Source organism: Geminicoccus sp., from assembly GCF_036263595.1.
Classification (GTDB): Bacteria; Pseudomonadota; Alphaproteobacteria; order Geminicoccales; family Geminicoccaceae; genus Geminicoccus.
In genome coordinates this window covers 1-14,753 of the sequence record NZ_DATAGQ010000149.1, presented here as the reverse complement: position 1 = coordinate 14,753, position 14,753 = coordinate 1, and the positions used below count along the sequence as shown (strand labels likewise).

Annotated in this window: 13 protein-coding genes; 7 read left to right on the top strand and 6 right to left on the bottom strand. The window is 66.4% G+C overall.

All coding sequences use genetic code 11. The features are described 5' to 3' along the window. Positions 1–475: 475 nt before the first annotated feature. The 5 genes from eno to tpiA all read right to left on the bottom strand — a co-directional run bounded on the left by eno (position 476) and on the right by tpiA (position 5,496). The gene (gene eno / locus VHL31_RS15500) at positions 476–1,762 is read right to left on the bottom strand and encodes a phosphopyruvate hydratase (RefSeq protein WP_329662130.1); all 1,287 of its coding nucleotides are present in this window, start codon (positions 1,760–1,762) and stop codon (positions 476–478) included. Positions 1,763–1,776: 14 nt separating this feature from the next. Beyond that, positions 1,777–2,619, bottom strand: coding sequence for a 3-deoxy-8-phosphooctulonate synthase (gene kdsA / locus VHL31_RS15495; protein WP_329662129.1), 843 nt, complete (start codon positions 2,617–2,619; stop codon positions 1,777–1,779). Between the two features lie 32 nt (positions 2,620–2,651). Further along, positions 2,652–4,280, bottom strand: coding sequence for a CTP synthase (locus VHL31_RS15490; protein ID WP_329662128.1), 1,629 nt, complete (start codon positions 4,278–4,280; stop codon positions 2,652–2,654). 96 nt (positions 4,281–4,376) lie between these two features. Next, positions 4,377–4,715 carry a preprotein translocase subunit SecG gene (gene secG, locus VHL31_RS15485; RefSeq protein WP_329662127.1) on the bottom strand — a complete coding sequence of 113 codons (339 nt, stop codon included), beginning with the start codon at positions 4,713–4,715 and terminating at the stop codon, positions 4,377–4,379. 4 nt (positions 4,716–4,719) lie between these two features. Continuing rightward, complete coding sequence (gene tpiA, locus VHL31_RS15480; RefSeq protein ID WP_329662126.1) at positions 4,720–5,496, bottom strand: triose-phosphate isomerase; 777 nt, start codon at positions 5,494–5,496, stop codon at positions 4,720–4,722. A 291-nt stretch (positions 5,497–5,787) separates the two neighbouring features. Between tpiA and VHL31_RS15475 the strand changes: the two genes are divergently transcribed. Together VHL31_RS15475 and trpE are read left to right on the top strand one after the other, a co-directional pair. Continuing rightward, complete coding sequence (locus VHL31_RS15475; RefSeq protein ID WP_329662125.1) at positions 5,788–7,689, top strand: SurA N-terminal domain-containing protein; 1,902 nt, start codon at positions 5,788–5,790, stop codon at positions 7,687–7,689. Positions 7,690–7,815: 126 nt separating this feature from the next. Further along, the gene (trpE, locus tag VHL31_RS15470; protein ID WP_329662124.1) at positions 7,816–9,321 is read left to right on the top strand and encodes an anthranilate synthase component I; all 1,506 of its coding nucleotides are present in this window, start codon (positions 7,816–7,818) and stop codon (positions 9,319–9,321) included. Between the two features lie 12 nt (positions 9,322–9,333). Here trpE and VHL31_RS15465 read toward each other — a convergent pair whose 3' ends face one another. Beyond that, positions 9,334–10,347 carry a divergent polysaccharide deacetylase family protein gene (locus VHL31_RS15465; protein ID WP_329662123.1) on the bottom strand — a complete coding sequence of 338 codons (1,014 nt, stop codon included), beginning with the start codon at positions 10,345–10,347 and terminating at the stop codon, positions 9,334–9,336. Positions 10,348–11,061: 714 nt separating this feature from the next. Between VHL31_RS15465 and VHL31_RS15460 the strand changes: the two genes are divergently transcribed. The 5 genes from VHL31_RS15460 to VHL31_RS15440 all read left to right on the top strand — a co-directional run. Continuing rightward, positions 11,062–11,646: an aminodeoxychorismate/anthranilate synthase component II gene (locus tag VHL31_RS15460; protein ID WP_329662122.1), complete on the top strand. Its 585-nt coding sequence runs from the start codon at positions 11,062–11,064 to the stop codon at positions 11,644–11,646. Continuing rightward, positions 11,643–12,683, top strand: coding sequence for an anthranilate phosphoribosyltransferase (trpD, locus tag VHL31_RS15455; RefSeq protein ID WP_329662121.1), 1,041 nt, complete (start codon positions 11,643–11,645; stop codon positions 12,681–12,683). The genes VHL31_RS15460 and trpD overlap by 4 nt, the downstream gene beginning before the upstream one ends. Then, positions 12,680–13,474: an indole-3-glycerol phosphate synthase TrpC gene (trpC, locus tag VHL31_RS15450; RefSeq protein WP_329662120.1), complete on the top strand. Its 795-nt coding sequence runs from the start codon at positions 12,680–12,682 to the stop codon at positions 13,472–13,474. The genes trpD and trpC overlap by 4 nt, the downstream gene beginning before the upstream one ends. Beyond that, a complete protein-coding gene (moaC, locus tag VHL31_RS15445; protein WP_329662119.1) occupies positions 13,471–13,947 on the top strand; it encodes a cyclic pyranopterin monophosphate synthase MoaC in 477 nt (158 codons plus the stop codon). Before trpC ends, moaC begins: the two co-directional genes overlap by 4 nt. Beyond that, positions 13,944–14,753 (top strand): molybdopterin molybdotransferase MoeA (locus VHL31_RS15440; protein WP_329662118.1); only part of this gene is annotated, 810 nt, incomplete at its 3' end. The genes moaC and VHL31_RS15440, both read left to right, overlap by 4 nt.

Sequence of the window (14,753 nt, the reverse complement as noted above, 5' to 3'; positions counted from 1 at the left end):
TCCCCCCCAGGACGAGTACACGTTGCGATCGTTGCACGAGTCCGCAGCAGCACATGACCAGCGAGCCCGGCCATGCCCCTCAGCTGCTTCACGAACGGTGTGCGGTGCAACCGATCCTGCACATCATCTTGCACGCGGTCGGGCGAGCGTAAACATATCGTGATGTTACAAGGTGGTTTGTGACACGCTATTCATAAAAAGGTAGTACAGCAGCGTCGCCTTGTCGTTCGATGACAACATATTCATGGAGGGAATTAATCCCGCTTTCTCGGGGTTCCAACTTGGTCTGCAGAGACTTTTTCCGGCTCCCACTGACAGATGGTTTATCTTTGGGCGTTTTTACGTTAGTGACGGACTACTTCAGCAACTCTTGTGCCTCCGGAAGCTGCGCACTCTGCGCCTGACAGGCCAAGCAAAAGGGCCCGGCGATCTCTCGCCGGGCCCTTGGATCAACTGGCAACAGTGCTTGCGGAACTCAGGTGCGCTTGAGGGCCTGACGTCCAGGATAGACTGCAACGTCGTCCAGTTGCTCTTCGATGCGAAGGAGCTGGTTGTACTTCGCCAAGCGATCGGAACGGGACAGCGAGCCGGTCTTGATCTGCCCGCAGTTCGTGGCAACGGCGAGGTCGGCAATAGTGGCGTCCTCGGTCTCACCGGAGCGGTGCGACATCACCGAGCGATAGCCGGCCACCTTGGCGGTCTCGACGGCATCCAGCGTCTCCGACAGCGTGCCGATCTGGTTGACCTTGATCAGGATCGCGTTCGCAATTCCTTGGGAGATGCCTTCGCGCAGGATTTTCGGGTTCGTGACGAACAGGTCGTCGCCGACGATCTGCACCTTTCCGCCGATCCGGTCGGTGAGGAGCTTCCAACCTGGCCAATCCCCCTCGCCCATACCGTCCTCGATGGAGGCGATCGGGAACTTGCCGACCAGATGCTCCAGGAAGTCGACCATGGCGCCGCTGTCGAGCTTCTTGCCCTCGCCGGTCATGTCGTACACGCCATTGTCGAAGAACTCGGATGCCGCGCAGTCCAGCGCGAACACGATGTCGTCGCCCACTTTGAACCCAGCCGCCTTCACAGCCTTCTCCAGGAAGGCCAGGGCCGCCTCGGCGCTCTCCAGGTTAGGGGCAAAGCCACCTTCGTCGCCGACATTGGTGTTGTGCCCGGCATCCTTCAGCGCCTTCCTCAGCGCGTGAAAGACCTCGGTGCCCATTCGGAGCCCTTCGGAGAACGAAGGTGCGCCGACCGGCATGATCATGAATTCCTGGATGTCGATCGGATTGTCGGCATGGGCACCGCCATTGATCACATTCATCATCGGCACAGGCAGCACACGCGCTGCCGTACCGCCGACATACCGGTAAAGTGGCAGGCCCACCTGCTGAGCCGCCGCCTTTGCCGCTGCCATGCTCACGCCCAGCAGGGCATTGGCTCCAAGCCGAGCCTTGTTGTCGGTCCCGTCCAGGTCGATCAGCGCTTGGTCGATGGCCTGCTGGTCCGACGCATCCATGCCGAGGATCGCATCGGCGATCTCGCCATTCACTGCATCGACCGCCTTCGTCACGCCCTTGCCGAGCCAGCGGCCCTTGTCGCCGTCGCGCAGTTCGATGGCTTCCCTGGACCCGGTGGAGGCACCGGAAGGCACTGCCGCACGGCCCGTCGCACCAGCGGACAAGGTGACATCCACTTCCACGGTCGGGTTGCCGCGGCTGTCCAGGATCTGGCGGGCGTGCACGCCCACGATGTCGGTGTCATACATGAAGCTGTCTCCTTTCAGGCGAGCTTCGGAAGAGGCCGGGACTTCGCGAGGCGGTCGAAGGCCAGCAGATCGCCCAGCACTTCCTCGAGGCGATCGAGCGGCACCTGATTCGGCCCGTCCGAAAGAGCCTTGTCCGGCCGGTCGTGGGTCTCCATGAACACCGAGGCCACGCCGAGTGATACGGCCGCCCGCGCGAGGATCGGCACGAACATGCGCTGCCCGCCCGACGCGCCGCCAAGTCCGCCGGGCTGCTGGACGGAATGGGTCGCATCGAACACCACCGGCCAACCGGTGGCTTCCAGGTAGTGCAGCCCGCGGAAGTCGGTCACCAGCGTATTGTAGCCGAACGAGGTGCCCCGATCGGTCACAAGGATTCCTTTCGCCCCTGCGTCTTCCAGCTTCCTGGCGACGTTCTGCATGTCCCAAGGTGCGAGGAACTGGCCCTTCTTGACGTTGACCACGGCGCCCGTCTCCGCCGCCGCAACGAGAAGATCGGTCTGACGGCACAGGAATGCCGGGATCTGCAGCACGTCCACGACCTCCGCAACGGGCGCACATTGCGAGCGCTCGTGGATGTCCGTGAGCACGGGACAGCCGTGGCGGGCCTTCACCTCGGCCAGGATGTCCAGCCCCTGGGCCATGCCAACACCACGGGCAGCCCCCCCGCTCGTCCGATTGGCCTTGTCGAAGCTCGACTTGTAGATGAACGGGATGCCCATGCGCGTCGTGAGCTGCACGAGCGCGTCCGACATGAACCGCGCATGCTCGCGGCTCTCGATCGCGCACGGCCCGGCGATCAGGACGAAGGGCCGCGTCCGACCAAGCGTCACGGAGCCGGCCGTCACCTCATGCTGCATCACCTCTTCCCCTGCTGCCGCCTGTCCTGATGCTAGACCAGGCGCGACTGTTTGACCGCAGCCTCGATAAACGAGGCGAACAGCGGATGCGGCGCGAACGGCCGTGACTTGAACTCGGGGTGGAACTGGACCCCGACGAACCAGGGATGGTCGGGGATCTCCACGATCTCCGGCAGGACACCGTCCGGCGACAGACCGGTGAAGATCAGTCCAGCCCGTTCCAGCGGGTCACGATAGTCGACGTTCACCTCGTAGCGATGACGATGCCGCTCCGAGACTACCGGCGCCCCGTAGATCTTGTGGACTAGGCTGTCCTCGACCAGGTGCGCCGCGTAGCCGCCCAGCCGCATCGTACCGCCCAGTGCTCCTCCCGCTACCCGTCGCTCGACCCGTCCCTGCCGCTCCCACTCGGTGAGCAAGCCGACGATCGGATCGGCGCAAGGACCGAACTCGGTCGACGAGGCACCGTTGATGCCGGCGACATGGCGGGCGACCTCAATGCAGGCCAGCTGCATGCCGAAGCAGATGCCCAGGAACGGCAGCTTCTGCGTGCGGGCATAGTTGATGGCGGCGATCTTCCCATCGACGCCGCGCTCGCCGAAGCCACCCGGCACCAGTACCGCGGAGCAGCCGTCCAGAGCGTGATGGCCATAGGCCCCGCCCACCTGCTCCGCCTCGATCCAGCGCAGGTTGACCTTCACGCGGTTGGCGATCCCGCCATGGATCAGCGATTCGCCGAGCGACTTGTAGGCATCGGCCATGCCAGCATACTTGCCTACGATGCCAATCGTGACTTCCCCTTCCGGCCGCTCGATCGCCTGGACGATGGTCTTCCAAGTATCGACATCCGGCTCCTGCTCGTAGGGAAGCCGGAGCGCCTTGAGGACCTGAACATCCAGACCCTCCTGATGGTAGGCAATCGGCACCTCGTAGATCGAGCGCGCATCCATGGCGGCGATCACCGCTTCCGGACGCACCGAACACTGCATGGCGATCTTGCGGCGCGCGTCCTGCGGGATCGGGTGCTCGGAACGGCAGACCAGCACGTCCGGCTGAATACCAAGCGCTCGCAACTCGCGCACCGAGTGCTGGGTCGGCTTGGTCTTCAGCTCCTTGGCCGAGGCCAGGAACGGCACCAGCGTGACGTGGATGAAGCACGTCCGCTCCGGTCCGAGCTCCCAGCCCACCTGCCGGATCGCTTCCAGGAACGGCAGGCCCTCGATGTCGCCGATCGTCCCGCCGATCTCGCAGATGACGATGTCGGCGTCGTCGGTGTCGCCCTGGATGAACTCCTTGATCGCGTCCGTGACGTGCGGGATGACCTGCACCGTGCCGCCCAGATAGTCGCCACGCCGTTCGCGCTCGAGCACGCGCGAGTAGATCTTGCCGGAGGTCGTGCTGTCGCTGCCGCGGGCATAGACCCCGGTAAAGCGCTCGTAGTGGCCGAGGTCCAGGTCGGTCTCGGCGCCGTCCTCGGTGACGAACACTTCACCGTGCTGGTAGGGGCTCATCGTCCCCGGATCGACGTTCAGGTAGGGGTCGAACTTGCGGAGCCGGACCCGATAACCCCTGAGTTGCAGGAGCGCACCGAGTGCGGCTGCGGCCAAGCCCTTTCCGAGCGAGGAAACCACGCCGCCAGTGATGAAGACGAAGCGCGTCATCGGCCTGTTGATTCCACGTGGACGAGGCAACTGGCAAGCTGCCAGTTGCCTCTGATGACCGAACGATCGCCTCGGCCCGCGGGCCGGGCGCTGGCACTACTGAGCGATCGGCGCCGCGGGGCCGGCAGGAGCGGCCGGTGCCGCCGGCTGCTCCACCGGTGCCGGCTGCTCGGGAAGGTCGTCGAAGATCGAGTTGCTCGAGCTGCCACTGCCGGCCAGGATCGCCAGCACCAGGCTCGTCGCCACAAAGCAGCCGGCAAGGATGGCGGTCGAGCGCGTCAGGAAGTTGGTGGCGCCGCGTGCCGTCATGAAGCCCGCGCCGCCGCCCCCGCCGCCTCCGAGACCGAGGCCGCCTCCCTCGCTGCGCTGGATCAGGACCAGACCGACCAGTGCCACGGCGATCAGAAGATGGATGACGAGAATAACCGTCTGCATGATGTCAGCTCCCAGGCGCGGCGAAGCTTCCGCCACCTGCGGTGAAGATCTTGGCGAAGTCGACTGGATCGAGGCTGGCGCCTCCCACCAGGGCACCATCCACGTCGGCGATCCCCAGGATCACCGGAGCGTTCGCCCCCTTGACCGACCCGCCATACTGGATGGCAACCGAGCGCCCGTCACCCTTGAGGTGGGCGGCCAGCCTGCCGCGGAGATGGGCATGCACCGATGCGATCTCTTCCCGCGAAGGCGTGCGTCCCGTGCCAATCGCCCAGACCGGCTCGTACGCCACCACCAGCCTGTCCGGGTCGATGTCGGCCGGTATGGATCCTTCGACTTGCCGATCCAGGACCGCCAGTGTCTGCTTGTCCAGGTACTCGCTCTCGGTCTCGCCGATGCAGATCACCAGTAGCGCAAGGCCCGCATCCAGCGCGCTCTTCGCCTTGGCGTTTACCAGCGCGTCGCTCTCCCCCAGGCCGTGCCGTCGCTCGGAGTGTCCGAGGATGACTGCGGTGGCTCCCGTATCGGCCACCATCGCCGCACTGACGGAGCCGGTATAGGCGCCATTGGCTGCCTCATGGCAATCCTGCGCACCCACGACGATGCCGCTTCCCCTGAGCTTTTCCGCGACGGCCTGAAGCTGGGTGAACGGCGGGAACACTCCAAGCGTGCCTCGAGTGATTGGCCCGAACGCCTTCAGGCGGTCCGACAGGGCGCGAGTGTCCTGCCCGAGGCCGTTCATCTTCCAGTTTCCGAACACGAGCGGGCGCCGCCCAGGCATGAGCTACTCCAAGCAAAACGAGGAATCGGTGCGGCATTTCGATGGCCGGGCATGGACATGCCGATGCCTGGCGGGCGACGAGGCATCCCAGCGACCGCGGGCCGATAGCACAGCTGTCGACGGACCGCCACCATTGCAACCGGCAAAGCCGCCCATGCCGTGTGTCACAAACGCCTTCAGGGCTTCGTTGCCCAGACCATCCCGCATCGGTATGGTCCGCGCCGCTCGGGATTCAGGTATTGAGATCGAGCAAGCGAGGCAGGCGGCCAGCCAGGAAGATCACCGGTCATCATGTTCGACAAGCTGAAGAAGTCCATCACCAAGCTGATCGGTGGCGCCTTCGTCGTGTTGCTGGTGCTGAGCTTTGCCGTCTGGGGCATCGGCGACGTGTTCCGCGGCGGCACTGGCGGCGACACGATCGTCACCGTGGGCGACCACGAGATCGGGATGGCCGAGGCGGAAGCACTGCTCGACCAGGAGCTTCGCGCCCTGCGGCAGCGTTCCGGCCAGTTTATCGAGCGGGACCGCGCGATGGCGATGGGCATGGGCCAGCGTGTCCTCAACCAGCTGATCACCGACCGCAGCATCGAGGCGCATGCTGCCTCGCTGGGCATCGTGCTGGACGATGCTACGCTCGCCCGGATCGTCACGACGAACCCGGCCTTCCAGGTCGGCGGACGGTTCGATAAGGCGCGCTTCGACCAGTTGCTCAGGGCCAACGGCTTCACCGAGCAAGGATACCTGCAGCTCCTGCGGCGTGACGAGTTACGCCGCCTCATGATCCTGAGCATGGGCGTGGCCGCGACGGCGCCGAAGACCGGCACGGACCTGTTGTGGAAGTACCGCAACGAGCAGCGCCAGGGCCGCGTCCTCCTGGTGCGGGCGGACCAGGTCCAGGACGTAGCCACGCCGACCGAAGAGCAGCTGACGGCCCTGCTGAAGGAGCGCCAGGCGGAGTTCCGGGCGCCGGAGTACAGGAGCATCACGCTCCTCGTGATGCGGCCACAAGACCTGGTCCCGGAGACCGAGATCGCCGACGAGCAGCTGCGGCAGGCTTATCAGGAACGAAGAGCTGAGTTCACCAAACCTGCTACACGCGACGTCCTGCAGCTGACCGGCCCGGACGAGGCGGTCCTGGCTGAGGCCAGGACCCGCATCCAGGCTGGCGAGGATCCGGGCGCGGTCGCGACTTCCCTAGCCGACAAGGGTGTCGCCGCGCAGAGCCTGGGGAAGGTGCAAAAGGGCGGCTTTCCCGATCCTGCCGTCGAGGAGGCCATCTTCGCCGCGCCCGAGAACGGCGTCAGCGCCACGACGAAGACAGCGTTCGGCAACAACGTGATGTTCGTGATCCAGGGGGCGACGCCGGAAACCGAGACGCCGTTCGAGGAGGTGCGCGAACGGATCCGCAACGATCTCGCCCTGGCGCAGGCGACCGAGGACCTGCCGCAGCTGGAGAACGCAGTCCAGGACCAGATCGCAGGCGGCGCTTCGCTGGAGGACGCGGCACGTACCGGCGGCTTCCCGGTCCGCAAGATCGAGAAGGTCGATTCGATCGGCAACGATCCCGCCGGCAAGGAGATCGACCCGCCGCTGCCGGAGCAGGTCCTTCGGGCCGCTTTCGGCGCCGCGCAGGGAGTGGTGACGTCGATGGAGACCCTGCCGGACGGTGGCGCCTTTCTCCTTCGCGTCGACGCGATCGAACCCGAGCGCGATCGGAGGCTCGACGAAGTGCGCGACGAGGTGCAGGCAGCGTGGCTGGCCGACGCGCGCAAGGCCAGGGCCAACACCATCGCTACGGAGCTCCTGGCCGCCGTGAAGTCTGGCAAGACCCTGGAGGAGGCCGCAGCAGGCCGGACCGATGCGGCTGTCCTGCCTATCGGCCCGCTCAAGCGCAACGACCTGGGTGAGGCGAACGAACTAGGCCCGCAGGCCGTCGAAAGACTGTTCGCAGCGCCAGTAGGTGAGCTGCCGGCCGAGCCGCTCGAACTCGAGGCGGGCTACGGCGTCTTGGTGACCGACCAGGTCATCCCGGCCACGCCGGCGGGGGAAGACGCGCTGAACAGCCAGATCGCGGGCGAGATGACCAGCGATGTGGTGGAGCAGTACGACCAGGCGCTCCGCCGGATGTTCCCGCCGGTCGTGCACGAGAGCGCCCTCGCCCAGTTCATGCGACCGACGAGTGTGCCGCAGTGATCAGGTGTGCCGCGGACGATCGATCCGGCGCCGTCAATGAACCTGTGCGGTGGAAGGGGCGATGGCGTCGGTGACAGTCGAATGCCCGCCTTCCCTCGCCACTGCCGCTCGCACGGGTACATCCACGTGAAGATCGCTCCCGACTTTTCCTCCTTCGCCGCCACCTATGAGCGCAACGCCCCCACCGTCGTCAGCACGGTGATCCCTGCCGACCTGGAAACCACCGTCTCGGCATGGATGAAGCTGGGCGAAGGCAGGCCCTACGGCATCCTCCTCGAAAGCGTCGAAGGTGGCGCGGTTCGGGGCCGCTACTCGGTCATCGCGGTGAAGCCGGACCTGATCTGGCGCTGTCGCGGCAACCGGGTCGAGATCAACCGTCACTTCATGGAGGACCGTGCCGCCTTCGAGCCGCTGGAAGAGCCGTCACTCGTCGCGCTGCGCAGCCTGATCGACGAGTGCCGGATCGACCTGCCAAGCGGCCTGCCACCCATGTCCGCCGGCCTGTTCGGGCAGATGAGCTATGACATGGTGCGGCTGATGGAGAGACTGCCGGAGAAGAACGAGGACGCGCTGGGCCTGCCGGATGCGGTCTTCCTGCGGCCGACCCTGGTCTGCGTGTTCGACAACGTCTTCGACCGGATGACCCTGGTGACGCCGGTCCGGCCACGCAGCGGCATCAGCGCCACGGCCGCCTACGAGGAAGCCTGCGACCGGCTGGCGGCTGCGCTGGCCGATCTGGAGCGTCCAGTCCCGCACCAGCGCCGCAGCGAGACCGCCGCAGAGATCGAGCCGGTGCCGAACATGAGCCGGGAGGATTATCATGCGATGGTCCTCAGGGCGAAGGAGTACGTCGCGGCCGGCGACATCTTCCAGGTCGTGCCATCGCAGCGCTTCACCGCCGAGTTCTCGCTGCCGCCCTTCGACCTCTACCGCTCGCTGCGCCGCCTGAACCCGTCACCGTTCCTGTTCTACCTGGACCTGGACGGCTACCAGCTGGTCGGTTCCTCGCCGGAGATCCTGGTCCGGCTGCGCGATGAGACGGTGACCATCCGCCCGATTGCCGGAACTCGTCGCCGCGGCGCCGACCGCATCCAGGACGCCGAACTGGCAGCCGACCTCTTGGGCGATCCCAAGGAGTTGGCCGAGCACCTGATGCTGCTGGACCTTGGCCGCAACGACGTGGGCCGGGTCGCCCGGATCGGCACCGTGCGGGTGACGGAGAAAATGATCGTCGAGTACTACTCCCACGTCATGCACATCGTGAGCAACGTCGAGGGCAGGATCCGGCCAGACAGGGACGCGCTCGACGCGTTGATTGCCGGATTCCCGGCCGGCACGGTGTCAGGTGCGCCGAAGGTCCGGGCAATGGAGATCATCGAGGAGCTCGAGCCGGAGCGCCGCGGCTTCTATGGCGGGACGGTCGGCTATTTCGGTGTCGACGGAACCATGGACACCTGCATCGCCCTGCGCACTTCCCTGCTGAAGGATGGGCGCATGTACATCCAGGCGGGCGGCGGCGTGGTGGCCGACAGCGACCCGGAGGCCGAGTACCAGGAAAGCTGCAACAAGGCGCGCGCCCTGATCCGAGCCGCCGAGGATGCGGTGGCGCTGGCGAACGACCGCAGCAACTGAAGGCGGACCGGGCTAGTGCCGCTCGGCCTGGGCGACGGCGGCCACCCCGATCTGGCTGCAATCGAATCTCGCCTGGGCAATCGGCTGCCGGCAGGTGTCCAGCGGCACCAATGTCTTCAGGGTCGTCAGGCTGATCCCCCGGGCCTCGGCCTCAGGCATCCAGGCCAGCAGCGCGTCGATGGTGGTGTTATGGGGATGCCCGATCGCCACGGCATAGCCGCGCGTGCGCGCCCGCCGTTCCGTTGCCTGAAGCTGGCGCATGACCGCTCCAAAGCTCACCTCGTTGTCGAGAAAGACGTCCCGGCCGATCGCGGGAACGCCCGAAGCCAGGGCGGCAGCGTGAGCTTTGCTGCTGCCGGACGTCCGGCTGTCGAGGAAGAACAGGCCGCGCCTGGCCAGCGTCGCCATCACTGGTCGCATGCTTGCGAGGTCGGAAGTCACCTTGCTGCCCATGTGGTTGTTGAGGCCGATCGCGCCCGGCACGGCCGCCAGACCGGCTTCGACCAGCGCCTCGATGCTCTCGGCCGGCATGCCGACGCGGATGGCGCCACGACCGGGATTCTCCCTGCCCAGGGGCTCCATCGGCATGTGCACGATCACGTCCATTCCAGCGGCGGCGGCCGAGCGGGCTTGGCCGGCGACGTTCGGCGAGATCGGCAGGAACGCTAGCGTGAGCGGCCGACCGGCAGCGATCAGACGGTGGGCCGCACGCTCGTTGTAGCCCAGGTCGTCGATGACGATTGCCACCGACGGCGCGACGGGTGGAGCCTGGAGCAGCCGCGGTCGTACGCTCGGCATGGCAGCCGGCACGATGTCTACGGGATCGATGGCCGGTGCGGGCGCAAGGGAGGGCAGATCCTTCTCCTCGAACGAGAGCGGCAGATCAGTCGCCACCTCGGCTGGGGCCGGCAGTTCGTCCTCGACCGGCTGCCGGTTCGCATCAGGGTCCGATGCTGCCTCAGCCGCATCCAGCGCAGCCGTAGCCATCGGCACCGGGGCCGCCTGTTCCTCACCGGAAGCCTTCACGTCCGCGTCTGCTTCTGCATCTCCTCCGCTCGTCGCCGGATCAATGCCAGCCATGCCTACCGGCGCCGGAGCGTCAGCCTGGACTGGCATCGGCGGCTCCCGCACATTCAGGGCTCGCAGGACCAGCGGTGCAGGATCCTCAACGGGGGTCGGTGGCTCGACTCCGGGCGGAACGACCGGGGCCGCTGCTTCAGGCGACAGCGGCAGCAAGGCTGTTGGCGCTTCGTGCACGGGGGCGGAATTCCGTAGTGGCGTCCGACCCGCCGCGGCTGGAGGCGGTTCCGCCTCGGGTACGGCCGCCGCGCGAGCTGATGCGATCGACGAGCTGCCCTGGCGCAGCTGCATCCCCCGAGCATCGTCCCAGGCAATGATCGTCTGCACCCCCAGGGCCGTTGCCAGCAGACAGCTCGCCCACGCAGCGCCTGCAAGGCTGCGCCGCAGCCTGCGGCGGCCATGTCGCGAGAGCCTGGGGCGATTCATTCGAATTCCATGGGGTGCAGCATCGACAAAGGGTCGCAATCGTGAACGGGCGGCGACTTGGTCGCCCGACATCGTCCTCGCATATCGGCAACCCGGCCCCTAGGGAAGCGCCGGGCTGGAGAAAAGACCGGTTCCGGCACGCGGGGTCGCCGCTCCATCACCCAAGCTCCTCGACGGCCACGCGCTCCAGAGTTAAGCGTCCAGTCAAGGTCGCCCTTCCGGATCGCAGGCCAGATGCTGCTGCTCGTCGACAATTACGATAGCTTCACGTACAACCTGTATCATTACCTGGGTGAGCTCGGCGCCACGGCCGAGGTATGGCGTAACGACGCACTGAGCGTCGACGAGGTGCTCGACATGGGACCGGAAGCGATTGTCCTGTCCCCCGGCCCCTGCACTCCGGACGATGCCGGGATCTGCCTGGACCTGATCGGCCGTGCCAAGGGTCGCATACCGATCCTGGGCGTCTGTCTGGGTCACCAGGCGATCGCGCAAGCCTTCGGGGCGACTGTCGCGCGCGCGCCGCGGCTGATGCACGGCAAGACCGACCAGATCGAGCATGACGGCACCGGCGTGTTCGCAGGCCTGCCCACGCCGTTCACGGCGACGCGCTACCACTCGCTCTGCGCCGTTCCTGGCACCGTGCCGGACTGCCTCGTCGCGAACGCGCATTCGGATGATGCGGTGGTCATGGGACTGCGCCACAAGGAGTTCCTGATCCACGGGGTGCAGTTCCACCCGGAGAGCATCGAAACCGTCGAAGGCAAGCATCTCCTGAAGAACTTCCTCGACTTGGCAGGTGTCGGGGGACAGGCATGAACGGGCCTTCCCCCACGCCTGGAGGCATGAAGTCGATCCTGATGAAGCTCGCGGAGCGCGGTCCGCTCAGTGGTCCGGAGGCCCATGAGGCCTTTTCGATCATCATGGACGGTGCTGCGACCCCGGCCCAGATCGGCGCGTTTCTCATGGGCCTGCGGGTTCGCGGCGAAACAGTGGACGAGATCGTGGCCGCTGCATCCGCCATGCGGGCGCGCATGATCCGCATCGAGGCACCGCACGATTCGGTCGATACTTGCGGCACCGGCGGCGACCACTCGGGCACCCACAACATTTCCACCGCCGTTGCCCTGGTCACGGCTGGTGCCGGTGTACCGGTTGCCAAGCATGGTAACCGTGCAGCGACCTCGCGGTCGGGCTCTTCGGACGTATTGGCCGCGTTGGGCGTGAAACTGGATTGCGAGCTGAATCTGGTCGAGCGCTCGATCCGCGAGGCCGGTATCGGCTTCATGATGGCGCCCCACCACCATCCGGCCATGCGGCATGTCGGGCCGGTACGGGCGGAACTGGGCGTGCGGAACATCTTCAACTTCCTTGGACCGCTGGCCAATCCGGCCGGCGTCAAGCGCCAAGTGGTGGGCGTTGCTGCCGCCGCCTGGGTCGAACCGATTGCGCAGGCGCTGCTCGAGCTGGGCGCCGAGCGGGCATGGGTCGTTCATGGCCAGGATGGTATGGATGAGCTGACCACGACCGCAGCCTCCCTGGTAGCTGAAGTGCAGGATGGCGGTGTCCGCTTGTTTGAAGTCACGCCGGAGGATGCCGGCATCGAGCGGGCGAAGTCCGGCGATCTCAAGGGTGGCGACAGCGAGTACAACGCCAGGGCGATCCGGGACGTCCTGTCGGGCGAACGGAACCGGCTGCGCGACGCCGCGGTATTCGGATCGGCCGCCGTGCTGCTGGTGGCGGGCCGGGTGACCGATCTCAAGGAGGGTGCTCGACTGGCGGCCGCCGCCATCGACGATGGCTCGGCACTGAGTGCCCTGGAGCAGATGGTGATGATCACGCGGAGCGGCTCATGAGGGATGTCCTCGCCGAGATCTGCGAACGCAAGCGCGCGCACGTGGCGGCGCGCAAGCGCCAGCAGAGTTTTGCCGCCCTTGCCGCGGAGCTTCCAGCCAAGCGCCCGCGCGGCTTCGCCGTGGCCCTGGCAGCCAAGGACGCAGGCGGTGGATTGCCACTGATCGCGGAGATCAAGAAGGCTTCGCCGAGCAAGGGGCTGATCCGGCCGGACTTCGACGCCATGGCCCTGGCGAGGGACTACCAGCGCGGTGGGGCCACCTGCCTGTCGGTGCTGACCGATGCGCCCTACTTCCAGGGCGCCGACGAGTACCTGGTCCTGGCAAGGGAAAGCGTCTCGCTGCCAGTCCTGCGCAAGGACTTCATGCTCGACCCCTGGCAGATCGTCGAAAGCCGCTGGATGGGCGCCGACTGTATCCTGCTGATCATGGCGTGCCTGTCGCCATCACAGGCCGAGGAGCTAGCGGCGGCAGCCTTCGACCTTGCGATGGACGTGATCGTCGAGGTGCATGACGAAGCAGAGCTGGATCGGGCGCTTCGTCTTCCGCACAGCTGCCTGCTCGGGATCAACAACCGCGATCTGAAGACCTTGCAAGTCGACCTCGGCACGTTCGAGCGCCTTGCGGTCGACGTGCCTCCGGGCAGACAGCTCGTCGCCGAGAGTGGCCTGAACGTCCACGACGACCTGATCCGGATGCGCCGTGCCGGGGCCAAGGCCTACCTGGTCGGCGAGTCACTGATGCGGGAAGCGGACGTCGCCGCTGCGACGCAGCGCCTGCTGAACCCAGCATGAGCGAGCTGACCCATTTCGACCATCACGGCAATGCCGTGATGGTCGACGTCACGAACAAGGACGTTACCGAGCGGCGCGCGGTGGCGGAGGCCCGGGTTCGGATGGCAGCTCCCACGCTCGAGCAGATCCGTGCGCGCGGGTTCAAAAAGGGTGACGTGCTGGCAGTGGCGCAGCTTGCAGGCATCATGGGTGCCAAGCGTACTGCGGATCTGATCCCGCTCTGTCACCCACTCCCCCTCTCCTCGCTGAACGTCGAGCTTCAGCTGGACGAAGCCGAACAATCGGTCGTCATCACGGCAACCTGCAAGGTGACGGGACGCACGGGTGTGGAGATGGAGGCACTCACCGCCGCTTCGGTGGCAGCCCTCACAGTGTACGACATGTGCAAGGCGATCGACCGGGGAATGTCCATCGAGGGGATACGGCTGCTGTCGAAGGAGGGCGGTCGCTCTGGACCTTGGCAGGCGCCATGATTCCTGTGGACGAGGCGCGCCAGCGGCTCCTGGCCGGCTTGACGACCAAAAGGATCGAATGGGTCGGTCTGGACGCGGCAGCTGGCCGGGTCCTGGCGCAGGATCTTGTCGCGCGGCGCGATCAGCCCCCCTGTGCGGTATCGGCCATGGACGGCTACGCGGTGCGCGGCGCCGATCTTGCGCAGCCCGGGGCCAGCTTGCGCCTGGTGGGACGCTCGATCGCCGGCCACGGCTTTGACGGGTCGGTTGCTGCGGGCACCACCGTCCGCATCTTCACAGGTGCGCCGATGCCCGACGGGGCGGATGCGGTGGCGCTGCAGGAGGATGCGGTCGCGAACGAGGACATCATCACCTTCGCCGAGCCGGTCGCGCCCGGAACCTTCGTCCGCCGGCAAGGCCTGGACTTCTCTACGGGCTGGACCGCACTCGCGGCCGGTACGGTGCTGGGCCCGCTCCAGCTTGGCCTTGCCGGCACGACCGGGCATGCTTGGCTGCCGGTACGCCGCCGTCCGCGCGCTGCGATCCTGTCGACGGGCGACGAGCTGGTCAGGCCGGGCGAAACACCCGGCCGAGCCCAGATCGTAAGCAGCAATGCCACGACACTGGCTGCCATGGTGCGTGCCTGGGGCGGCGAGCCGGTGGATCTGGGTATCGCCAAAGACGATCGCGCAGCGCTCGCGGAAGCGTTCACGGACCTGGATGATATCGACATCCTGCTGACCAGCGGCGGCGCGTCCGTCGGCGAGCACGACCTCGTTCAGGAGGTCGCGGTCGCATGCGGCATGAAGCTGGATTTCTGGAAGATC

Coding starts and splice junctions, on each gene's coding strand:
- VHL31_RS15490 (WP_329662128.1), bottom strand. CDS start 4,280: ATGACGCGCTTCGTCTTCATCACTGGCGGCGTGGTTTCCTCGCTCGGA.
- eno (WP_329662130.1), bottom strand. CDS start 1,762: ATGTATGACACCGACATCGTGGGCGTGCACGCCCGCCAGATCCTGGAC.
- secG (WP_329662127.1), bottom strand. CDS start 4,715: ATGCAGACGGTTATTCTCGTCATCCATCTTCTGATCGCCGTGGCACTG.
- trpC (WP_329662120.1), top strand. CDS start 12,680: ATGAGGGATGTCCTCGCCGAGATCTGCGAACGCAAGCGCGCGCACGTG.
- kdsA (WP_329662129.1), bottom strand. CDS start 2,619: ATGCAGCATGAGGTGACGGCCGGCTCCGTGACGCTTGGTCGGACGCGG.
- VHL31_RS15475 (WP_329662125.1), top strand. CDS start 5,788: ATGTTCGACAAGCTGAAGAAGTCCATCACCAAGCTGATCGGTGGCGCC.
- VHL31_RS15460 (WP_329662122.1), top strand. CDS start 11,062: ATGCTGCTGCTCGTCGACAATTACGATAGCTTCACGTACAACCTGTAT.
- moaC (WP_329662119.1), top strand. CDS start 13,471: ATGAGCGAGCTGACCCATTTCGACCATCACGGCAATGCCGTGATGGTC.
- tpiA (WP_329662126.1), bottom strand. CDS start 5,496: ATGCCTGGGCGGCGCCCGCTCGTGTTCGGAAACTGGAAGATGAACGGC.
- trpD (WP_329662121.1), top strand. CDS start 11,643: ATGAACGGGCCTTCCCCCACGCCTGGAGGCATGAAGTCGATCCTGATG.